The organism is Streptomyces sp. NPDC016469, from assembly GCF_040632905.1.
Lineage (GTDB): Bacteria > Actinomycetota > Actinomycetes > Streptomycetales > Streptomycetaceae > Streptomyces.
Window position 1 is genome coordinate 93,588 of sequence record NZ_JBEYCQ010000025.1, and the last position, 22,858, is coordinate 116,445.

The 22,858-nt window shown below is 69.9% G+C and carries 13 protein-coding genes; 9 read left to right on the plus strand and 4 right to left on the minus strand.

Features of this window, described 5'->3' with window-relative positions; all coding sequences use genetic code 11:
* Window positions 1-39: 39 nt before the first annotated feature.
* Entirely contained in the window at window positions 40-1,632 is a 1,593-nt protein-coding gene (locus ABZ565_RS26055; RefSeq protein ID WP_361031531.1) for an alpha-amylase family glycosyl hydrolase, read from the minus strand.
* A gap of 67 nt (window positions 1,633-1,699) precedes the next feature.
* The gene (locus ABZ565_RS26060; RefSeq protein ID WP_361031534.1) at window positions 1,700-2,506 is read right to left on the minus strand and encodes an endonuclease/exonuclease/phosphatase family protein; all 807 of its coding nucleotides are present in this window, start codon (window positions 2,504-2,506) and stop codon (window positions 1,700-1,702) included.
* A gap of 176 nt (window positions 2,507-2,682) precedes the next feature.
* Here ABZ565_RS26060 and ABZ565_RS26065 point away from each other — a divergent pair, with 176 nt between their 5' ends.
* From ABZ565_RS26065 to ABZ565_RS26080, 4 genes are all read left to right on the plus strand, one after another.
* On the plus strand, window positions 2,683-4,827 hold the full coding sequence (locus tag ABZ565_RS26065) for a glycoside hydrolase family 3 N-terminal domain-containing protein (RefSeq protein WP_361031537.1): 2,145 nt from the start codon (window positions 2,683-2,685) through the stop codon (window positions 4,825-4,827).
* A 54-nt stretch (window positions 4,828-4,881) separates the two neighbouring features.
* Window positions 4,882-5,298 carry a hypothetical protein gene (locus ABZ565_RS26070; protein ID WP_361031540.1) on the plus strand — a complete coding sequence of 139 codons (417 nt, stop codon included), beginning with the start codon at window positions 4,882-4,884 and terminating at the stop codon, window positions 5,296-5,298.
* A gap of 438 nt (window positions 5,299-5,736) precedes the next feature.
* Window positions 5,737-6,807: a hypothetical protein gene (locus ABZ565_RS26075; protein WP_361031543.1), complete on the plus strand. Its 1,071-nt coding sequence runs from the start codon at window positions 5,737-5,739 to the stop codon at window positions 6,805-6,807.
* 593 nt (window positions 6,808-7,400) lie between these two features.
* Window positions 7,401-9,404: an N-6 DNA methylase gene (locus ABZ565_RS26080; protein ID WP_361031546.1), complete on the plus strand. Its 2,004-nt coding sequence runs from the start codon at window positions 7,401-7,403 to the stop codon at window positions 9,402-9,404.
* 46 nt (window positions 9,405-9,450) lie between these two features.
* Here ABZ565_RS26080 and ABZ565_RS26085 read toward each other — a convergent pair whose 3' ends face one another.
* The gene (locus ABZ565_RS26085; protein ID WP_361031549.1) at window positions 9,451-10,995 is read right to left on the minus strand and encodes a serine/threonine-protein kinase; all 1,545 of its coding nucleotides are present in this window, start codon (window positions 10,993-10,995) and stop codon (window positions 9,451-9,453) included.
* Window positions 10,996-11,125: 130 nt separating this feature from the next.
* Between ABZ565_RS26085 and ABZ565_RS26090 the strand changes: the two genes are divergently transcribed.
* From ABZ565_RS26090 to ABZ565_RS26110, 5 genes are all read left to right on the plus strand, one after another.
* Window positions 11,126-12,808 (plus strand): PD-(D/E)XK nuclease family protein, encoded by a 1,683-nt coding sequence (locus ABZ565_RS26090; protein WP_361031552.1) that lies wholly within the window; start codon window positions 11,126-11,128, stop codon window positions 12,806-12,808.
* 23 nt (window positions 12,809-12,831) lie between these two features.
* Window positions 12,832-14,064, plus strand: a complete 1,233-nt coding sequence (locus ABZ565_RS26095; protein ID WP_361031555.1) for a hypothetical protein — start codon at window positions 12,832-12,834, stop codon at window positions 14,062-14,064.
* Window positions 14,057-17,755, plus strand: coding sequence for a hypothetical protein (locus tag ABZ565_RS26100; protein WP_361031558.1), 3,699 nt, complete (start codon window positions 14,057-14,059; stop codon window positions 17,753-17,755). Before ABZ565_RS26095 ends, ABZ565_RS26100 begins: the two co-directional genes overlap by 8 nt.
* A gap of 31 nt (window positions 17,756-17,786) precedes the next feature.
* Window positions 17,787-20,870: a DUF3962 domain-containing protein gene (locus ABZ565_RS26105; RefSeq protein WP_361031561.1), complete on the plus strand. Its 3,084-nt coding sequence runs from the start codon at window positions 17,787-17,789 to the stop codon at window positions 20,868-20,870.
* Window positions 20,871-20,962: 92 nt separating this feature from the next.
* Entirely contained in the window at window positions 20,963-21,385 is a 423-nt protein-coding gene (locus ABZ565_RS26110; RefSeq protein WP_361031564.1) for a hypothetical protein, read from the plus strand.
* Here the strand turns inward: ABZ565_RS26110 and ABZ565_RS26115 are convergent.
* On the minus strand, window positions 21,382-22,593 hold the full coding sequence (locus tag ABZ565_RS26115; protein ID WP_361031576.1) for an IS110 family transposase: 1,212 nt from the start codon (window positions 22,591-22,593) through the stop codon (window positions 21,382-21,384). The two genes, ABZ565_RS26110 and ABZ565_RS26115, sit on opposite strands and share 4 nt — an antisense overlap.
* Window positions 22,594-22,858 lie beyond the last annotated feature (265 nt).

Consider the following 22,858-nt stretch of genomic DNA (forward strand, 5'->3'; position numbering starts at 1 on the left):
TTCCGCCCCCGCCCCGGACCGGGGCGGGGGCGGAACCGGTCAGCCCGCGTCGAGCGCGAAGACCCCGAAGCCGAAGCCCTCGGCGCGGACGCGGCCCCCCGCGACGGTGACCCCGCGCGCCTCCACAGCGGTCGCCCGGCCGGCGGGCGCGGCGGTCTCGGCGGCCCCGGAGCGCGGGTTGACCACGACCAGGTAGCGCCCGCCCCGGACGTGCACCAGCGGATAGCCGGCGTGCAGCACCTCCGTGGAGCCTCCGCCGCCCAGCTCCGGGGTGGCCCTGCGGAGCGCGATCAGGCGCCTGACCAGGTGGAGGAGGGAGTCCTCGTCGGCGCGCTGGGCGGCGACCGTGGGACGGCCCGGGTCGGGGTCGAGGGGCAGGTACAGGGCGTCGGCGGGTGCGGTGGAGAAGCCGGCGTTCGGCGAGTCGTCCCACTGCATGGGCGTACGGGACCCGGCCCGGTCGTAACGCGGACCCAGCCGGCTGCCCTCGCGGGTGGGCGTGCCGGGCACGTACCGCATGCCGATCTCGTCCCCGTAGTAGATCGCGGGGAGCGTCGGCCAGGTCAGCTGGAACGCGAAGGCGGGGGGCAGCTGTTCGGCGGTACGAGGACCCGTGGCGAGGCGCGAGAAGTCGTGGTTGGACGTGGGCAGCGAGATGAACCCGGCGTCACCGATGATCTCCGTCGCCTCGCGCCAGGCGTCGAGGAAGGTGGCGAAACCGCCCTCGCCCCGCGCGCCGAAGTACGGCTCCAGGGGCTCCCACGGCTCGCTGACGGTGCCCTCCCAGTTGTTCCAGAGCGACCGGAGCGGCAGCCCGTCGCCGCGCGGACCGAACTGCAGGAAGAAGTCCGCGTGGAACCCGGCGGGGACGGATACCTGCGGGTCGCCCCACTCGGAGAGCAGCGCCGCGCCCGGGTGCGCCCGGTCGAGCCAGCCGCGCAGCTCCGTCCAGAGCTTCGCGGTCTCGGCGTGCCCCGGGTCGTCCTTGACCAGCGAGGCGGCCATGTCGACCCGGAACCCGGACAGGCCGATGGCCAGCCAGTGGTCCATGATCTCGCGCAGCGCCTGCCGGTTGGCCCGGGGCCCCTCGGCGTCGACGGGCAGCCGCCAGGGCTCCGCCGGGTCCCTGCGCGCGTGGCCGAAGTTGAGCGCCGGCTGCGACTCGAAGAAGTTCGGCAGGTAGAACCCGGACCGGCTGCCGGGCGAGGCGACGAACCCGGGCGGCGCCTGCTCGGTGCCGGCCCAGATGTACCGCTGGTCGGCCGGGTCGTTCGCGGACGCCTGGAACCAGGGGTGCTGGTCGGAGGTGTGCCCGGCGACCAGATCGAGCAGGACGCGGATGCCCCGTCGGCCGGCGGCCTCGGTGAGCCGGGCCAGGTCCTCGTTGGTGCCGTAGCGCGGGGCGACGTTGAGGTAGTCGGCCACGTCGTAGCCGGCGTCGTCGAACGGCGACACGAAGCACGGGTTGAACCACACGGTGTTCACCCCGAGCCACTGGAGATGATCGAGCCGCGCCTCGATCCCCGCGAAGTCCCCGATCCCGTCGCCGTCGGAGTCGGCGAAGGACTGCGGGTAGATCTGGTAGAGCACGGCGTCGGCGAGCCATTCGGTCGCCGGGCGGGGGGACGGCATACGGGTTCCTCCGTTAAGGGTTACGGGCGTACTACGGGGCGGTGCTCAGGCGTACGGGAGTGCCGGCTCAGCGCGCCACGGGCGCCGGCGGCAGCTGGATCCGGGCGCGCACGGGCAGGTGATCGCTCGGAGCCACGGCCTCCGGCGGCACCGCTGATGCCTCCCATACCCGCGTACCGCGCGAGGCGAGGATCCAGTCGATGCGCGGACCGTCCAGGACCGGCGCGCGGTAGTCGTGGAAGGTGCCGTACGCGGGCCCGCGCTCCTCGGCGCGGTCCCAGGTGTCCACCAGGCCGCCCTTCGCGAGCAGCGCGCCGTGCACCTCGGAGTCATCGGCCGGCGTGTTGAAATCACCGGTGAGGACGACCGGCAGACCGGGCGCGAGCGCGGCGGACCGCTCCACGAGCAGCCGGGCCGCACGGGCGCGCGCGTAAGCGCTCACATGGTCCAGGTGGGTGTTCACGGCGAGGAATTCGCCCCCGGCGGCCAGGTCCCGGAAGCGGACCCAGGTCGCCATGCGCGGGCAGGCGCCGCCCCAGGTCTCGGAGGCGGGCACATCAGGCGTGTCCGAGAGCCAGAAGTCGCCGTGTTCCAGGGCGTCCAGGCGGGTGCGGTCGTGGAAGACGGCCATGTGCTCGCCCGCCCCGTCGCCATCGCGGTCCCGGCCGGTCCTCGCGTAACCGGGCCCGAGGTCGGCGAGCGCGTCCGCGATCTGGTGCGGGCGGCCCTCCTGCGTGCCGAGCAGATGGGGCCGCTCGGCACGCAGCACCGCCGCCACCGCCTCCCGGCGCGCGGACCAGGGCCGGGGCGAACCGTCCCAGTCCACATGGAGGTTGAAGCTCATGACGCGCAGGGCCGACGCGCTGTTGGCCATGGATGTCTCCCGTGCTGACTCATCGATTCCGTCACGAGGGACCAGGATTCCTTGCCCCTGCGCCTGAATGCGCTTACATTCTGCTGCGAGCGACGTTAGCCCGCCGTTGTTCCGTCCGGCAAGGCTCCCGCAGGGAGCCCCGCTCGCCCCCGCTACCCGGTTGAGAAGGACCCGACATGCTCCGATCGCACGACGACAAGGTCAAGGAACTCCTCGGCCGGATGACGACCGAGGAGAAGCTCGGCCAGATCCAGCAGCTGACCTGGACCGGGGACACGGGGCCGGGCGGCGGCCAGACGAAGGAGATCGAGGCGCTGGCCCGGGCCGGGCGGCTCGGTTCGGTGCTGAACCTGCACGGGGCGAAGTGGACCAACGACCTCCAGCGCCTGGCCGTGGAGGAGTCCCGGCTCGGCATCCCGCTGCTCTTCGGCCTCGATGTGATCCACGGCTTCTGGACGACGTTCCCGATCCCGCTCGCGCAGGCGTCGGCCTTCGACCCGGCCGTGGCGGAGGCCGACGCCCGGGTGTCCGCCGCCGAGACCCGCTCGCAGGGCGTGCGCTGGACGTTCTCGCCGATGATGGACGTGACGAACGAGCCGCGCTGGGGCCGGATCGCCGAATCGAGCGGCGAGGACCCCCACCTCAACGCGGTGCTCGCCGTGGCGAAGGTGCGCGGATACCAGGGACCGGCCGACGGATCGGGCCTCCGGACCGGGGAACACGTCGCGGCCTGCGCCAAGCACTTCGTGGCCTACGGCGGCGCCGAGGGCGGCCGGGACTACAACACCGTGGACATCTCCGAGCAGCGCCTGCGCAACCACTACCTGCCGCCGTTCAAGGCGGCGCTGGACGCGGGCGCGGCGACGGTGATGGCCGCGTTCAACACCGTGGGCGGCGTTCCGGCGCACGCCAACAGCCACACCATGAACAGCATCCTCAAGGGCGAGTGGGACTTCGACGGCTTCGTGGTGAGTGACTACACGGGCGTGATGGAACTGGTCGCGCACGGTTACGCCGAGGACGCGGCCCACGCGGCCGAACTCGCCCTCACGCACGGCCTGGACATGGAGATGGTGTCCACGCACATCGCGGACCACGGCCCGGACCTGCTCGACGCGGGGCGCATCAGCATGGAACGCCTGGACGACGCGGTCACCCGCATCCTGCGCCTGAAGTATGCCCTCGGCCTCTTCGACGACCCGTACACCGACGAGGCGGCGGAGATCACCGGCCCCACCGCCGAGGCCCGGGCCGCCGCGCGGGAGGCCGCGGCCCGGTCGATGGTGCTCCTGAAGAACGAGGGCGGTGTCCTGCCGCTGAAGCCGGGCGGCACGATCGCCGTGGTCGGCCCGCACGCCGACTCCACGGACCAGCACGGCACCTGGGCGGGCCCCGGCCGGCTGGTGTTCGAGACGGTCAGCGTGCTCGACGCGATCCGCGCGGCCGCGCCGGACGCCGATGTCCGGCACTCCGGCGGCGACCCGGCGATGGCCGCGGCAGCCGCCTGGGCGGCCGACGTCACCGTCGTCGTGGTCGGCGAGGACTCCGCGATCAGCGGCGAGGCCGCGTCCCGCAGCGAGATCGGCCTCCCCGCCGGCCAGCAGCAGCTCATCGAGGCGGTCGCGGCCACCGGCAAGCCCTTCGTCGTCGTCCTCGTCAACGGCCGCCCGCTCACCATCGGCGGCTGGGTGGACCGGGCCCCGGCCGTCCTGGAGGCGTGGCACGCGGGCATCGAGGCGGGGAACGCGGTCGCCGACATCCTGTTCGGCGCGGTCAACCCGGGGGGCAAGCTGCCGGTCTCCTTCCCCCGGACGGTCGGCCAGATCCCGTTCTACTACAACCGCGAGTCGACGGGCCGCCCCTACGACGAGGCCGAGAAGTACGTCTCCAAGTACCTGGACCTGCCGGACGGCCCGCAGTTCGTCTTCGGCCACGGGCTGAGTTACACCACCTTCACCACCGGTGAACCGCAGCTCAGCCGAGCCGAGATCGCGGTGGACGCCCTGGAACGCGGCGAGACCGTCGAGGTCACGGTCCCCGTCGCCAACACCGGTGACCGCACCGGAGACGAGGTCGTCCAGCTGTACATCCACGACGTCGCGGCGTCCATCGTCCAGCCGGTACGCCGGCTGCGCGCCTTCGAACGCGTCACCCTGGCCCCGGGCGAGGAGCGCCGCTTGCGTTTCACGCTGGGCGCGGAGGACCTCGGCTACTGGACCAACGACCCGTCGGGCACGTATGTCCTGGAGCGCGGCCGCATCGACGTCTACACGGGCACGAGCTCGGCGGCGACGGCGCGGGGGAGTCTGCGTCTGGTCTGAGCGCCCCGGAAGGCGGCTGACGGCGGGTCCGGGGGCCTGGCTAGTCTCATGCTCATGTCATCCCAAGGACGCAACGCCGGAGCCGTCTTCTGCATCGTCATGGCGATGCTCAGCATGACCGCGGCGGTGATCCTCGCCGCGGTCGCGATGTCCGGCTCCTCGAAGGTCCCGGACAAGCCCCTGGACGAGTACGGCAGCCCGGTGTCCCTTTTCGAGGACGCCGACTGCAAGTACAGGGAGGAGGGCACCCCACCCGACCAGCTCTTCCAGAAGTGCTACTTCGAGCACGCGGCCCGGACCCAGAAGGACGCCGCCCTCTGGTCCCGCGAAGTCGCCTCCCGCCAGTCGGCCGCCCAGACCAAGGGATACCTGGCGATAGTCCTCGGCCTCTTCGGCGTCACGTTCGCGGTCTGCGCGGCGGTACCGGCCGGGGGCGGCCGCGTCGAGCCCACGCCGATGACACCGGCCTGAACCGGGATCGCCGGAACGCACCCGCGCCCGCCCCCCACCCGCAGTCGCGGACCGGGGCGGGCGCGGGGCTCACCGGGGGTCCTCAGATGTCCCGGAAGAGACCAGGGAACGCGGTGACCTGCCACGATGAGTGACTTGTGGTCGATGACCTGCGTAAATGACCTTTCGGCTGTTTCACGCTCGTGCCGCTTGATGGGACCGGAAGTCCCAGAAAAGTCCCAGGGGACTCCCACTGCTGACGGGTGTCTTTCGGCTCTGTACGGGCGTGCGGGCAGTCGAACGGCCTCGTTTCCAGCGAAGGTGGTGGAGCCTGGATGTCGAGTGACTGGCGCTCGGCCGATGCCTTGCGGGATGGTGGGGTCCTGATGATCGACGACGACTCTGCGGTCGCTGGTGGCGGTGAGCCGGCAACGTCCGCCAGCCCTCGGACGCCCTACAGTGAGAGGCCCGTTCGCGCGGGCCCGGCGGGCGAAGGCTCATGAGCTGATCGAGCGGCTCGTCGCCGAGGGCCGCGTTCGGATCACCGACCCTGATGACGACGAGGTCGCGGAGTGGCGGCGTGTCGTCAACTATGCGAAACGGCACGGCCTGGAACCAGCGGGCAAGCGCATTGAGAAGGTTCCGTATGGTGGGCCGGGGCTGGAGCTGCTCCTTGCGGATGGCCCGCATCCCAATGCGCGGAGTAAACGGCCGAAGGAGGGCGGGGATCCGGTTCCCGTTCTCTCACGGCTGGGGAACCTCCATCCGATCGTGACCGCGCTCAAAGACGATGAGCGCCGACTCGTCATGCCTTCTGTGCTCCGTCGAAGGTCGCTTCTTCTGCTGCAGGGACTGTCGGCTGAGGCGGTCCGGCGAGGGTACGAGGTGCGGAAGGCCCACTCGTTCTTCCATCCACGCGAGGGCGGGGTGGACGTTGCTGTCGACGGTTTCGCTTACACCGTCAGTGTCAGGCAGGAGTTCCCGCAGTCCTTGGATCCCGACCGCTCCTCTCGCCTCGTCGTGGAGCTCGCTCATGGCCTGACCGACCGGCCCGGCCGCTGGCGAGATCGGAAGACCCGGACGCTCGAAGAGGCCCTTGACGCGGTCCTTGGAGAGATCGAGGTACGAGCGGCACAAGACGCTCGGCGCAGGCAGGACGAGCAGCAGGCCATTGTGGAACGCGAAGTTCGCTCGCGAGCGGCCGTGGAGGTGGCGAAAGGACAGGCTGTTCGCGAACAACTTGCCCAGGCACTACGCGAAGAGGCCGGGCGCTGGCAGGAGTCTGCTGCCCTCAGCGCATACTGCACGGCATTGGAACGTCGTATTGGCGAGCTTCACGGCGTCGTGGACGGGCCGGCTCTGAGTCAGGCCCGGCGCTGGTTGGAGTGGGCAAGGGCGTACGTGAGGTCGATCGACCCCTTTAGCGAGCTTCCGAAGATGCCGGACACACGCGAACCTACGCCGGAGGAACTCAAGCCATACCTCCGGAAATGGAGCCCTGACGGGCCGGAACGGCGGGGCGGTCAGTGACGCGCGCATGAGTAGTTCGCCGATCTGCTGCCGGTGACGCATCATCTGGAGTGTGTGGCGATTTTTGAGCGTGCGGCTGAGGGGACCGCGATGATGTTCTCGAAGACCGGACGATGATAGAGGCGAACCTGTCCACGGGGCTGTCCCCGGTGGCCTCGACTACAGGGTCGGCCAGTGGGTTCTGCTGCCGGGCCCAGTTCATCCAGTCGAAGCCGGGGACCTGGTCATGACTTCGGCACGGTCAACGCATGCACGGCCGGAACGAACCGCACGAGGGTTCGTGAGCTCCCGGAGCGCCAGGCCACGATCAGCTTGGTGGCGGAGCGGCCGGGGATCCATGCACTGAGCTGTCCCGGCGGATCGTCCACTGAATCCAGGCATCTGCCCTTCCGCTGTGGCATCTGCTTCGGAGCGGGCATGGCGTCGGGAATAGCAGCGGTGCGTGCGGCTCGCTTTTGGGCACGGCTCTCGTGCACCCTGGGGCTGAGTGCATTGACACAGTCAACGCGTAGGCTTCGCTCGTCGGCTGCACCATGCCTTGGGTGCGTCGTTGCCCGCCTTATCCAGCTGGACCATCCCTGAAACGAGAGACCATGGAGCAGCATGATGAACCGGTCACGCTCAGCCTTGCGGGGATCGCGCGGCTTGCCGGAGTCGGTCGTGCCGCCGTGAGCAACTGGAGGCGGCGGCACAGCGACTTCCCCAAGCCGGTCGGCGGCACTGACGCCAGCCCCATGTTCTCCCTGGCGGATGCGGAGTTCTGGCTTCTACGGCACGGCAAGATCGACGAGTCCTCCAGTGGCTGGGACCGTCTCTGGCCGCGGATTGAGGACCTCGGCGACCGGGACAGGATGGCCCATCTACTGGCTTCGGCGGGGGAGCGCCTGGCGATCCCGGCGATGAACCCGCCGCGCGGAGCCCCGGAACCCAGTGCTGCCGACCGGAGGGTGGAGGACGAGGTCGTGCGGCTGGCCCTTCGTCAGTCGTCGAAGGAAGCCTTCGCCGTGCTGCTGGATCGTTGGCACGCTGTTCACGTACGTCAGTTGATCGTTACTCCCCGCCAACTGGCCGACACCATGGTGGCTCTGGCGGCCGAACTCCGTGACGGCAGTGAGCCGGTGCGACGGGTGCTGGATCCTGCGTGCGGAATGGGTTCGCTCCTGGCTGCGTCCGGTCGGCGATGGTCGGGGCAGGTATCTCCGCCCGTGATGGCAGGTGTTGACAACGATGCCGCTGTGGCTCGCCTGACCCGAGCCAGGCTGGCTCTGGAGTTCCCGGGCTGTGAGCGATACGTGCAGTCTGGGGACACACTGCTTGATGCCCCGCTGCAGCACGCCTCCCGTGCAGACGTGGTTCTGAGCTATCCACCGTCCAACGAGCGTTCCTGGGGACACGAGGAACTGGCGACCGATCCTCGCTGGACGTATGGCACGCCACCACGGACCGAGCCTGAGCTGGCGTGGGTGCAGCACTGTCTGTCCGTGCTGGAACCTGGGGGAGTAGCAGTGCTGGTCCTACCACCGGGTGTCGCTTCGCGCCGGGCCGGACGGCGAATTCGGGCGGGGTTGGTGCGCACCGGAGCCGTGCGAGCCGTAGTCGCGCTGCCGCCCGGGAGCGCGCCGCCGCATGGGGTGGGGTTGCACCTGTGGCTGCTGGCGACGCCCCGTGAACACTCCGCGGACGAGGTGACCTTCGTCGACGCCGCGGGCTGCCGGACGACCGCGCTCACCAGCCGCGGCATGGCCGTCGACTGGGACGGTCTGCGTGAGCGCACCGTGGCGGCCCTTCGTGGCAGTGACCTACCTGGCGTCACACGGGTGCCGACCGCGGAACTGCTCGGTGACGGGGTCGACCTGACGCCCTCTCGCCGTACCGTGACCGAGCGGTCCGTGGGGCCGGTGGAACTGCGCCGCGCCTGGACCGGCTGGGACAGGGCGCTGTTGGACATGGACGATGTGGCCAAGGCAGTTCGCGAACACGAGGCGAGTGCCGCAGCGCCGGACGACTTCGGCTACATCTTCGTGGGTGATCTGGAGCGTTCCGGCGCTCTGGACGTGATGCCCGGCAAGGTTCTCGCTGACGATCTGATCCAGCAGGGAGCGCAGGCCGAGGATGCTCTGCCCGTCGTCACCCCATGGGCCGTACGGGGTGAGGAGCCATGGGTTGCCGCGGCACAGGCCGCCAAGTTGGAGGCGGAGGGGCAGGGGATTCTGACGTCGTTCGGCGATGTCGTGGTCGTGACCGCGGCCGGCGGATTCGAGGTCTGGGTCGAGACGGCCGGACCGCGACTGCTTGGTGCCCACACCGTCCGGCTGCGTACCGATCCTGCGCTGCTCGACCCGTTCTTCCTCGCCGCGTGTCTGAGCGCGCCGGGCAACGACCAGCGGGCAGGGACGCGTGCCTCTTCTTCCTCTCGGGTCGACGTGCGCCGACTGCGCGTCCTGCGCGCGCCGGCGACGCAGCAGCGGCGGATCGGGGAGGTCCACCGCCGACTCGTCCGGTTCCGGGAGGCGGTGGCCGACCTGGGCAGGCACGGTGATGTGCTGTCTGCCATGCTGTCGGGGCTGCTGGCCCAGGGCAGGCTGACGGAGGAGTGAGGGGCGGGGCCCAGGCAGAGGCAGGGCCCCGGTTCCTCGGAGTTCGTCAAGCTGGCCCTGGCAGGCGATCCAGCAGCTTGCGGATTGCCTCCGGCAGCGCCGGGGACACTTCACCTTGCCTCGCGTCCAGAACAAGTTCCTTCACTTCGACTCCTACCTCTCGGCAGAATTCCACGGTCTGGCGGGATGGTCCTGGTCCGGGCCATGACGCGAGTTCCTCGGCCAGCTCCAGCCAGGTGTCGGCCACCGCCTGGACCGGGCTCCTTTCCGCAGTCATCACTTGGACCGCGCCGAGCCGCGCCCGTGCTCGCAGTTCACCGGTATCCGTGCCGGCCGATGCGTCCGCGAGCCGCCTGGCGACATCCCGGCAGATGCGGCCCGCGGAGGCAGTCTCTCCGCGCAGCATTTGAGCACGGGCCACGACGAGGCGAGCGCTCTGCACCTCGCGGACCGCCCCAGGGAGGCATTGCTCGGCGCGCAGCAGCATGGCGGTCAGCTCGTCGACAGCCTTGTCCGGTTCGCCGCGTTCGATTTCGATCTCGGCCTCGGCGCACAGATTTCGGAGCGCGGACCGGGTGGGACCGCCAACGGGTCGGCGATGCACCCGAGGGCGGCGTGGACCCGCCGGTGGTGCTTCCGAGAGCGGGGCCGCAGCGGTCTCCGGGGAGCGATGGGGCAGGGTCGGGTCCGGGTCGAGGGCCGGGCGTGGAGGGGGGTCGCCCGGCGAGGGCAGCAGGGGCCGCCAGGTCTCAAGCGCCAGTTCCAGAGGCGGCCGATCGGCGGGCGACTTGGCGAGCATACGGTCCGTAATGTCCACGATCTCGGACGGCAGGCCGGGGACGTCGTCGCTGAGCAGCGGCGGCCGCTCCTCGCAGTGCAGGCGGGCCAAGTCGTAGTCGGAGTGGCCGGCCTCGAAGACCAGCCGTCCGGTTACCATCTGGAACGCGATGCAGGCGACACTGTAGAGGTCGGCCTCCGGGCCCGGGTTGCGTTCGCCGCGGTGGACCTCCGGGGCCATGTAGCCGATCGTGCCGGGCGTCCGTCCGTTGGTGTACCGAGTGGCCGCCGGATCTTTCGGCAAGGCGATGCCGAAGTCGGTGAGGTATACGACGCCGTCGCGTCGGGCCAGCAGGATGTTGGCCGGCTTGACGTCCCGGTGCACCACGCCCGCGCCGTGAACCTGGCCGAGTACTTCCAGCAGCGGGACGATCACACACGCCGCAGCCGACAGGGTGGGCCTGTTCCGGGTGAGAAAAGCATGCAGGTCATCGCCGTCGACGTACTCTGTGGCGAGGTACGGGCGCGGCGGGGAGAGATCGGCGTGGACGAAGGCTGGTACGCCCCGGCCACCGAAGCGTTGGTGCATTTCGCACTCGCGGTCGAAACGCCGTAGCTCTTGTGGGGTGGGATTCCGGTACCCGCGCAGGGTGGCCTCCGGATCTCGAGGCCACAGGAACTTCACCGCGACCGGCCGCTCGGCATGCCTGTCGTCGGTCGCCCGATAGACAACCCCCATGCCACCCCAAGCGCCTTCGCCAGCGCGGCTGAATCTGCCCGCGAGCTTCTTCCCCGCCGGCCATGGCTCCACCACGCACACTCCCTGCCTCTCCTGGCGAACCGTCAGACACCAAGCTACAGGAGATTCTTGCGTGCCTTGACTTTGTTCACAGATCTCTGTCACGGTGATGCCCTCACCGTCGAGACCGCAAGGAGTCGGCACTGTGCAGCGCTGGGTCAACCCTCCCGGTACGGTCGGCGTCGGGCGCCTGGCCCGCATCCCTGTCCGCCATCTGCGCGACGAGGAGCCCGGTTGTCCGATGAACCGTGCTCTCAGTGTCCGCCGCGACGTGTTCGCTGCGGAACGGGTTCCGTCCAAGACTCCACGCGAGGAGTTCCCGTTCGCGCTTGTGCAGGAACTGCTCGACCAACTGGAGTCCGGTGCGGCGCAGAGCATCGAAGAAGCCCTGGAACGGTGTCGCCGGACCCGGTCCCGGTGCCTGCCGCAGCACGTGGCCTGGTCGGTGGTGGCCGCGGAGCGTTACCTCGACGCTCGCCGCAGGGACCAGGGAAGCCGCAACGGCGCCGACCTCCCCCGCACGTTCCGCGCCTCGGACGCATGGATCGCGTTCCGCACGCTCGAGGAACCCGACAAGCGCGGCATCACCGACTACGAGCGCACTGTCTGGGGGCGGCAGTACGTCTCGGACGACGCAATGTTGCGTGAACTCGTGATTCCCGCCAAGGGAAATGCCAAGGAGCGTCTCCCGCTGCCCGAACTCGCCGCTGTCGCCTCTGTCCTGTACTACGGGACTCCGGCCCGCATCCCTTCCTTCGAGCACCACTCCCCAGCCCTCAGGCACCCGACGCCACCGCCGCGGCCAGAACGTGTCCGGGTCTACTCCGCCGGCCTCACCGAAGGCAGGGTCCGTCTTGTGCGCACAACCGAGACCGACGTCTTCGCGGACTGGAGCGCTGAAGAGATCATGGACTTGCACGAGCAGCACGTCGTGCCTCGGCTCGGCCGTGTCCTCGACGGCCGCGAACGCATCGCCGGTACCCACTGCGCGGGTTGCAAGGTGTTACCCGAGTGCTCCGTCGTACCGCGGGTGCCCGCTCTCCTCGTGCTCCCACCTCCTGCGCGGCCTCGCAAGCGGCGCACGGTATCGGTCAGCGACCTGAGAGCACACCGCGACTGCCCCGCCCGCTATCACCTGACCCGTGTGCTCAAGCTGCCGAACTCCGTTCAGGAGAGCGAGGCCGTGCGCAGAGGCCGGGCCGTCGACAGCTGGCTCAACGGCAGGCATGCCTCGGCGGACGCTCCGCCGTGCCGCGAGGTGCCTCTGCCCGCACACCTGCCCGGCCTCACGGACGATGAGCTGGCTCCCGCCCTCGGCATGCTCCGGGCCCACCGCACCCGGTGCCCGCTCGACAATCCAGCGGCGACGGGGTTCCGCCCGCAGCATCGAGTGACGGCCCACGACCCGCAGTCCGACGTCATGGTCATCGCCTCGTGCGATCTGGTCTACGAGGAACGCGGCGGCGTGGTCGTTCGCGAGACCAAAACCAGCGCATTTCCACCGGGCGGTCGGTCCGTTCTGCTGGAGAAGCATCCGCAGCTCGCCCTCTCGGTACTGCTCCTGGAGGCTGGCATGCTTGGCGGCGACTCGCGACGGTCCCGCGTGGAACTGGAGATCCTGCGCCCGGACGGGGTGTCCCTTGAGGAGTTCGATCCGGGCGATGAGGCCACGGTCGAGCACGCCCGTACCGTCCTTGCCTCGTACACCGTGCCTTGGTCCGCCGAGACCCGCTACGACGCGGTGCCCCGGCCCGGTTACGACTGCACGGGCTGCGAGGCACTGTCCTGGTGTGCCACTGGTAAAGAGCGCGTGGCTGCCGCAGGTTGAGGGAAGTTCCCGTTGTCTCCGTCATGTCGCTCGTCGCACCACCTGGAGTGGAAACCGTGCCTGCGAGTCCCCTTGCCACCTTCGATTCGTCCGCCGAAACGCTCGATGCCTGGGCTGCCCATGACGGCGTGCCGCTGCTGGCTACGGTGGCCCGGGCCCTGTGTGTCCTGGACCACACCACTGGGTTGGATGCCTTCTGTCTTCCGTACCCTCCCGTCGTCCAACTCGCCCTGGATCGGGCGGTTGTCGCCTGGCTGCGCGGCGGACTCCGGCCACCCGCCTCACTTGCCGAACTCGTCCAGCGGTGTGCCGACATCCCGTTGGAGGACTGGCCGCTGTCACTGCCGTCGGACGCTGTCGGCCCGGACGACGTTCTGCTCGACCCGTACTCGCATCGCCCCACCCAGTTGTGCCATGAGTGGAGCGAATGGGAACGTTCGGCGTCCGACCCGGCTGTGCGGCATCGAGATCAGCAGGTAATGCGGACCGCTTTGGATCGCTGCCGCAGCCACGGAGAGGAGGACGCATACACCGAGTTCCGTAGCCTGCTGGTGCGGCGGCCGGTGCTGTCGGCTCAGGAACTCTTCGCTCTGCACGGCGACTTCACGCTGGAGCCGGTCTGGGAGCTCATCGACCTGATCTACCCGGAGGTCCCTCTTTCCTGGAGCCGGGACGGTTATTACGCGGTGTGCGGTCGCTGCGGAACACTGCTGACGCCGCTTGCGGGCGGAGAGTGGTGGTGTGAGCGGGATCGCTGCCGACGGCAGGGAGACCCGCCGGTCGGCCGTCTGATCGAGGCGGCGCACGCTGGCACTGTGTACCAGCTGGAGCGCCCGCTGCGCCGACACGTCACCGGGCCCGGACTGGCCGAGGTGGAACTGGAGGACCGGCTCACCGGTCTGGGCCTCGACGTCACCATGTGGCCCGGTTTCGACTCCTACGACCTGCTGGTGGTCTTCCCCGACGGCCACCGCTGGGCCGTCGACGTCAAAGACTGGGCGCACCCGGCCTTCCTCGGCCGAGCCGCCCGCCCCGTGCGGCCCGAGCCTCCGTACGACGAGGCGTTCTGGGTGGTGCCTGTCTACCGGGTACGCGAGCGCCCCGGCTATCAGCAGGCGTTTCAGCGAGCCCGGCCAGCGGCGGCCGCTGCCGTACGCCTGCTCACCGACGACGAATTGACTCGGGCTGCCCGGCAGCGGCTGGCCGAGTCGCGCCGTGGCACCCGCGCCGACAGCCAGGAGGGCACAGATGCGTGACGAGAAAGCCTGGTGCGAGGCGGTAGCAGGGGAGTTGAGGGACGAGTGGCCCCAGGCCGGTGCCCCGGACGGGTTTGGTCCGGTCGAGTTGTGCCGTGTCGAGCTGGGGCTGCGGCTGCTCGAACGGCTTGCCCCTACGGCGGATGCCCTGGACGCCTATGCGCTGTTCGGCGGTTATCCGTTCGCGCAACACGCCGGGCTGGCGCAACATCCGTGGCAGCGCACGGCCCTCGCCGCCGCCCGGCACCTCCTGTGGCCGCTGCGGCGGCGCGCCTGGCGGCAGGCGCTGGACGCCTACTGGTCAGTCGCCAACAGGCTGCGGGCTTACGAGCCGCCGCCGACCGGAAGCACCGGTGGTCCCCGACCCGTGGTGCCGATGGTGGCCGGGCGCCGGATGGACGTCTACGACCAAGCTCTCAGTCGGCTACCGGACCTGGTCACCCGTGCCCTGAAACCGGCCCCGGCAGGTACGAGTTCCTTCCAGGAACGCCGCCGCAACGCCTCGGTCACCATTCCCGAGGAACTCGTCTGTGCCAGCCCACCAGGCCACGACCTTGCCGCAGGACGGCCCGGGGGCGGCAAGCCACTCAGCGTGTGCCGCACCGAACTGCGCGCAACGGCCCGGTGGATGGACGAGCGCGAGCGCGAGGCGGAGGTCCCGCATCCCGGTCACTGGGAACAGCGGCTGGAGGGAGTCAGGTTCGCGCCCCGCAATGCCGCGGGAACGGACTACACCGAGGCCGACGAGGTCGAACTGGCCGGCATGGTGCACCTGGCCGGCATGGTCGGTGCCGGCAAGAGCACGTTCATGATTCTGGTGGCCGTCTGGGCCGCCCGGCGCGAGATCCCGCTGCGCACCACGCTCGTCGTCGGAGACGTCGCCGAACAGCTACGGCTGTGCGGTCTCTTCGAGGCACTCGACATCGCCGTCGCGCCGGTGCTCGGCACCACCACACGCGAGCAACATGTCCAGCGGCTGCACCGGCGGCTCTCCGCTCGAGGGTTCGACAACCTCCTCGACCACGACGACCCCGGCTTCGACATGCTGAGCACCGCCTGCGCAGTGAGCGGTCTGCGCGGCGTCGACGGCGATCCGCTGCAATACCGCGACGCACCATGCACCCGGCTGCATCCCGAGCCACAGCGCGGCCCGGCGGAACCGGAATCGGTCGTCCTGGAGCAATGGACTCCCGACCGGGGGAACACCGCACCCCGCCAGGCCCACGCCCCGGACCGCCTGCCCGGCCGCCCGCACGGTTGCCCTCTGTGGGCCGAATGTCCGCGCCACGCGACTGCCCGCGCGCAGGTCGACGCTCTGATCTGGGTGGCCAACCCGGCCAGCCTGGTACAGAGCCAGGTGCCCGCGCACCTCAACGACGAGCGGCTGCGCCAGCTGGAACTGGCCTGTCTGCGCAGCGACCTGATTTTCGTGGACGAGGCCGACAGCGTCCAGATGGCACTTGACCGCCTCTTCACCCCATCCGGCACGCTGGTTCGCCCCGACACCGACTCCTGGCTCGACCAGCTGAACCGCTACAAGATTGAGGAGCTGAGCAGGCGCGCCCGCCTGCCGCTGACTGACGGCCAGGTCGCCCAGTGGAACCGGGCACTGGGAACCGTCACCCTTGCCGTCGATCCGCTCTGCGCTCTGCTGATCAAGGACGAGAACCTCCGGGAGTGGGCTGATCCCGCCTACTTCAGCCCCTGGACCCTCCAGCAGAGCCTGCTAGACGACCTATTCCGCGATTTGACTCGGCGCCACCGCGAAGGCGAGCAGTACCAGGCGGAACGGGAGGCGTCCGCCGCGGCCGACATGGCTGAGGACAGCGCTGAACTCTACGAGGGCTATGACGACGTGGCGCACGAGCCCGGCCCCTCCCCGCACCTCGCACTCTCCCCGGCCCGCCGCCTGCTCGAGGCTGCCTGGGATGCCTTCCGCGACGATCCGTTCGGAGAAGGCGACGCCCCCGACCCGCTCACCGGCGTCCTCACCGACACGGCCGACGCCCTCCTGCACCACATGGCAGCAGGCCGCACGAGGGATCGGGTACGTGAACTGGCCGGTCAGCTCGTCGACCGGGTGACGGAGGAAGTACGGGCCGAACAGCCTGCATTCACCACGCCCCCGCCCGAGCCGACGAAGGACTGGTGGGACGTCCTATGCCTGCGGCTCTCCTTCCTCCTGCTGCTCAGCACTCTCCACCACAGGCTGGAGCGACTCACCTTCCTATGGCCGCACGTGGAGGCCGCCCTGCGACTGGACTCCAAGGGCAGGGAGCTGGCCCGGCGCGTCCCGCTGGACTACGCCCCGCTGGTGCCCGAGGCGCCCATGGGTAACATCCTCGGCTACCAGTACCTCCCGGACGGCGAGGAACGCGACGACGCCGGCCGCCGCGGCGGCACCCTGCGCTTCTTCCGGTGTGCCGGAGTCGGGCGCGAGCTGCTGCTGAATCTGAACAGCCTCGGCGCCGACCCGGCCACCGGCCGTGGTGGCCCGCACGTCGTGTTGATGTCCGGTACCAGTTGGGCCGGCGAGTCCAGCCGCGCCCACGTCCGCGTCCCGGTGAGCCTCGTCCTCAAGCCCACTGATGCGTCCTTGGCTGCCGTGGCCCGAACCTCGTTCGCCACCCGTTTCCTCTACGACCGGGACGAGCGCCCGATGAGCCTCTCCGGCACACCGCCGCGCGACCGGCTCGCCCAGGCGGTCGCGATGGCCCGGCGGCTCGGCGAACCGGGCCCGGGCGGCTCTTCGGTGCTGGGCCAGGAGATCAGTCGTATCCCTGAGACGACGCGGCGGAGAGCGCTGATCGTCGTGGGCAGTTACCGGGAAGCCGCTGCGGTGGCCGAGGCACTGCATCGGTTCGACGCCTGGCGTGGCAAGGTGAGCGCGCTGATCCCGGACGACGAGGCCCGCGGTAGCGGCGTACCAGTCGGCACCGCCCCGGGGCAGCAGGACGAGACTCCGGCGACACTACGGCGTGGCGACGTCGCCCGCTTCGCCGACGATGACACCGCAGAAGTCCTGGTCGCTCCGCTGCTGGCCGTCGAGCGTGGCCACAATATCCTCAACGAGGAGGGCAAAGCGGCCTTCGGCACGGCCCTGTTCCTGGTCCGCCCGCACCCCCGCCCCGACGACCTCGACCTGTCCGTCTTCGCCGTCAACGATTGGCTGAGCGGCTTGCTGCGCGACCAGCCGCGCCGCGACACCCTCGACGGCCCGCACACGCTCGCCGAACTCATGGAGAAAGCGGGATCGCTGGACGAGGCGGCCGGAGCCCTACGCCAACAGGGCCGCCGCGAATGGCGTCGGCTGCTCAACCGCAGATACGCCTACAGTTCACTGCCCGCCTGGGAGAAGCGCGCCTTTGCCTGGGACCAACTTGTCACGCTCTGGCAGGTCATCGGCCGTCTGGTGCGCGGCGGAGTGCCGGCCCGGGTGGTGTTCGTCGATGCCGCCTTCTCGCCTCGCCTGGCGAGACAGCTCGCACCCGGCAACACTGGCCAACCGTCCTCCGGGACTGATGTGCCGGGCACCGACGGCCTGCTCCACGCCCTCGCCGGCATCCTCGACCCCTACCTGACGGACCGGCCCGACACCGCCCCGCCCCACCCCGACCCGGCGGCTCGCTCTCTGGTCCGTCTCCTGTACCAGCCGTTCTACAACGCCCTCGGCACGATGACCCATCGCTGACCCCCCGACTCTGCTCGCGAGGAGCCGTCCCATGCCACCCGTCTACCGCTCCGCCCGCACCACGGCCTGGCGCCCGGCCGACGCCTTGGCCTCTCACACCGCGCCCTACCGTGTCCTGCCCTTCCCCGAGCAGTGGCGTGACGCCGTCCTGACTCTGTGCAACGCGCCCCGGGTGGCAGCAGGCAAGGAGCCGTGGAAGACAGCACCGACCTGGCGCCTGGAACAGGTCCTGCAGGCTTTCGCGCCTGACGTCCTCGCGCTGCCACGCCCCTTCCACGACCGCGAACCGGGCGCGTCGGCCCACTGGCTGTGTGCGCCCGCCGACCTTCCCGACCCGCTCCCCGGCCCGGTCCTGGACACCGTGCTCAAGCATTGGCTGCGTGACTTGCGGCCCGAGCCCGAGTACCGCAGCCTGCTGAAGGAGACCGTCGCAGAACTGGCCGTCCATCCGCCGCGCTGGGAGACCGTCCAGCATGAACTCATGCCGCGTGACGTCCCGACCGATGGCGGCACCGCACGTCCGTCACCGCACCAGTACAGCCTCAGCCCCGACTGGCTGGCGCGCCGTATCCTCGCGCTAGGCCCGTACCCGTACGACGGTGGGCAGCTCATCTTCCGGGCCATGCCACGTGGGCCGCGTGACCAGGGTGCCCAACTCGTGTCCGAGCCGATCCGGTTCCCCGGGCCGGACGAGAGGCAGGACTCCTGGTGGTCGGTGACGCTGTCGATCACGCTCCAGACCGTGCCGTTCGACCCGCTGCCGCGCTTCAACCTCCGCTGGTCGGTTCGCCGCTGGGCCACTCGTACCAACGCCAAGACGGGCCGCTTGCGCCTCCCGTGGGGTGCGAGCACCACCGTCCTGCTGCGTCCGCGCAGGCCGTTCCTGCCGGGCACCCCCCGCAGCGAGCGGTTCGCCGTCGCCGCTCTGGAGCGCTACTGGGACAAGGACCTGGGCGAGAAGGGCGACTTCGCCGACCGGTGGCGCGCGGGCGGCCCCGCAGCGATGCTCGCCGGGCTGCCCCTGGGCGAGCCCTTCCCGGACGCCGACGCGATCCTGACCGACCCCGCGTCCTGGCTGCGCGACGATGCCCGAGCCGGCATTCTGTACCGCACCGCTATGGGTCGGCACGACGTGGGCCCCGGTTTCATGGCACACCAGCTCTCGCAACTCACAGCCTGGGCGGAAGGCGCCCTCACGTCCGAACTGCGCCGCGCCCCGGACCTCTCGCTGATCGACCGGGGCACGCCCGCGAACATCCCCAAGGGCGACAAGGAGACGGTCGAAGCGGAACGGTGCGCTCAGCGTCGGCTGGCGACGGCCTACGCGCTGGACGCTCACGACGGAGTAGCGCGCCAGGGCGGCGCTCCCGTGCTTGAGACACGACTCCTGTGGCAGTCGCCGCGGCTGCGCGACGCCGCCTTGGCCTCCCTCGGCGAGCTTCTGGGCCTCAAGGGCGACGGCGGGTCCTTCACCGCACAGCAGTACGACGACGCCACGGCCGGCGCATCGGTCGTGCACGAGTGGTCCGCTCCGGAGCTGACCGTGCGGGTCCACTGCATGCGCCCGCTCATCGCGCTCGGTGACCGCACCGCCGACAGCCTCCTTGCCCCCCTCGACCTGCCTACCGGCACCCGTATCAAGGACGTCCAGGTGACCGCCGCGACAGCGGCCCGCCGCGACAGCGCCGCACAGTGGCTGGCCGCGGAACGCACCACCGACGCGCCAGCCCTCGCCCTTGTAGAGATCGGCCGCGCCGCGTCATATCCAAGCAAACTGCACGACCCGAAGTTCGCCATGCGACTCGGCTGTGCCAAGGCAGGCTTCGTCACACAATTCACCACGGTGCCTGAAGCAGGCGACGAGAACGGCAAGGGCGCGGAAACAGCGTCCAGCCTGCGGCACCGCACGCTAAGTGCCTGGAACGACGGCCTGCGGCAACTCGGCGCGCGCACCCTCCCCCGGCTCGCCGAGGACGACGGACTGCCCGACGGACTGCGGCATGCCGCACTGTGGATGGTCCGTAAGAACCGTACGACCCGGAATCGCTGGGCCGCGTACCTCCCGGTCGGCGTCATGATTACCCCCGATCCGGCAGGCACCGACGCGGCCCGTGTCGAAGGCTGGGACCCCGAAGCACGCTCCGGCGCAGGCGCCTGGGTCCCCTACCCCGAACTCCTGCTAAGGCTGACCACAAAAGCTGAGGTCAAGCCCGTTCTGCCCAGCCAGCGCAGCTCACAGGACGACGAGGCCGACACCTCGGAGGTGCAGACGGAAAGTGGGACCGAGCGCCCGAAACGCTACCAAGAACGCGAACGGCAGCGCCGTGAGGCCGCCGAGTGGCTTCAGGGTCTGCGTGCCTCCCTGCGCACCGCACCAACCGTCCTGTTCGCCGAGGCCCACAACGCCCGCTCGCACTGGACCTGGCTCCAGGACGGCCGGATCGAACGGGATCGCCTGCAGGACGGCCTCGCTCCCGCTCGTCGCCTCGACCCCGACCTGCGGATGGTCCGGGTCCGCGCAGGCGCCCGGAACGAGACTCCGCAGTGGTGGGGGAGAGCCCCAGAGGGCAAGGCGAACGGCATTCAGCAGGGCTTGTGGATGCCAGAGGATGCCGCTGAAGACGCCCGCGTGTTCTTCAGTACGACGGCCAAGCCCGTGCAGTTCAAGCACGCGGCGGTGACCGCCGACAAGCTCTCGCCCCGGCCGATCGCTCAGGGCAAGCGCAAGGGTGAACCCACCATCGACACCGGCCAGGCGGCCTGGATGCCGGGGCTGCTGGAGATCGCCGTCGTCGGTTGCCATCGGGACGACGGCGACGACCCGAGGTCCCTCGCGCTTCTCACTCATATTCTGCGCCAGCCCTCGGACTACGACCAGGCCCTTGCCCTGCCCCTGCCACTTCACCTAGCTGGCCTGGCACAGGAGTACGTCCTGCCGACGCCGAAGGACGACGAGGCGGAAACGGGAGAAGCAGGGGCCGCGGTCCAATCCGGTGCTTCGGACGATTGGGATGACGCGCAGGACGCATCGCCGGTGGAACAGCCTGTGCCGAACTTGGAGTTGGAGGCACTCGACGTCGACACTGAAGGGCAGCTGCAACTGTTCGAGATGTAGGTCTGGCCCGTAGTCGGCGGTGACGGGGGGTGCCCCTATCACTTTGGTCAAGGTGGAGAGGTGCTGGTTCGGGTGTCTGGAACGATGTGCCTGTGCATGCTGATGATCAGGTTGGCGAGGGTGTCTCTGCGGAGCTCGCGGCGTTTCTCCGGAACGCCGCCGACGGCCGTCCGGTGAAGATCGTTCCTTCCGTTTGCGGCGGGTGTGGAGGGCGCGTGTTCTTCGTGCTCGTCGACGATGTCGAGGGCGGAGCCGAGCGGGGGTGCGCTGGTTGCGGCGGCCGCGCGTTCATCGCGGATAGCGAGGAGTTCTGGGAGGACGCGGATCCGGGCGAGGCCGGCTGCCCGTGCGGGAGCGAGGAGTTCGAGACCGCGGTTGCGTTCTCTCTGGCCGACGACGGATCGGTCCGCTGGGTGACCGTTGGGCTGCGGTGCCAGAAGGACGGCGCCGCGGGTGTCTATGCCGACTGGAAGATCGACTACGGCCCCACGGACCACCTCCTGACCATGGCCTAGGTCTGCGGAGCGACTGCCCGAACAGGCTGCGGTTCGTAGAGGGTGCCGTCGCGGAGCATCGCGAACAGGACGTCGGCCCGGCGCCGGGCGAGGCGGAGCAGGGCCTGGGTGTGATGCTTCCCTTGGGCGATTTTCTTGTCGTAGTAGGCCCGCGATGCCGGGTCGCCCAGGGCCGCGAACGCGGAGAGGGAGAAGGCCCTCTTGAGCTGCTTGTTCCCTCTTCGGGAGGGCTGTTCGCCGCGGATCGAGGACCCGGAACTGCGGGTCGCGGGTGCGAGGCCGGCGTAGGCGGCGAGGTGGCCGGCGGTCGGGAAGGTGCTGCCGTCACCGACCTCTATCAGGATCCGGGCTCCGGTCCTGACGCCGATGCCGGGCATGGACGTCAGGACCTTCGAAAGAGGGTGGTCCTCCAGCAGTTCTTCGATCCGTGCGGCCAGCAGTTTCCGCTGGTCGAGGACGGCGGCCAGGGACCCGGCCAGGCTTGGGACGATCAGTGCTGCCGCCTCGGTCCCCGGAACGGTGACGGTCTGCTCGTCCAGAGCGTCGAATATGTCCTCGACCAGCCGCTCGGCCATCCTTGGCGCCTTCGGCCGTAACAGCGTCACCAGCCGTCGCCTGCCGGCCTTGCGGATCTGGGCCGGTGATCCGAATCGCTCCAGCAACGTGAGGACGGCCGGGTGCTGCAACCGCGGCCCCAACACGCGTTCCAGCGAGGGGTTGATCTGGGTCAGCAGGCCGTGTAGCCGGTTGGCGACGCGGGTGGCCTCGCCGGCCAGGTCGTCGTCGAAGCCGACGATCATCTCCAGCTCGGCGATCGTCTCGTCCTCGCCATCGATGGCCCGCAGCGTGTGGGGCATCGCGCGGGCGGCGTCCGCGATGATGAACGCGTCCCTGGCGTCGGTCTTGGCCTCGCCTGGGTAGAGGTCGGCGATCCGCCGCATCGTCAGTCCCGGCAGATAGGCGACCGGGCAGCCCATGCCCCTCGCGACCGCCAGCGGCAGGGCGCCGATCGAGGCCGGCTGGTCGACCACGACCAGCACCGTTCCGTGCTTGGCCTGGAGTTTCGCGAAGAGCTCGCGGAGCTTGGGTTCGGTGTTGGGCAGCCGCTTGTCGAAGGCTTTCTTGCCGGCCGGTGTGACGGCGGTGGCGTGGTGTTCGCCTTTGCCGACGTCCAGGCCGAGGAAGACGTCGATGTTGCCGGTGTCGATCACGTGCACGCCCCTCCATCATGCTTTCGTCCGGCCTTGCCTGGGCATCGAGCTGCCACATCCACGTTACGGAGAGCTCTTCCGGCTCGGGTGAAGCCGGTGCTCAAGCCCCTCATCAGCGGTCCGTCGATGCCTCCGGGCCCGGTGACACCACCCCCCGGATCATGAACAACAATGCCGTTGCTTTTGGGGCGGGCAGCGCGTTGGGCCGTTCGTGTTGGTGTCGCGCTTGGAGTGCCTGGGGTTGGGGATCTTGACCCGGTCG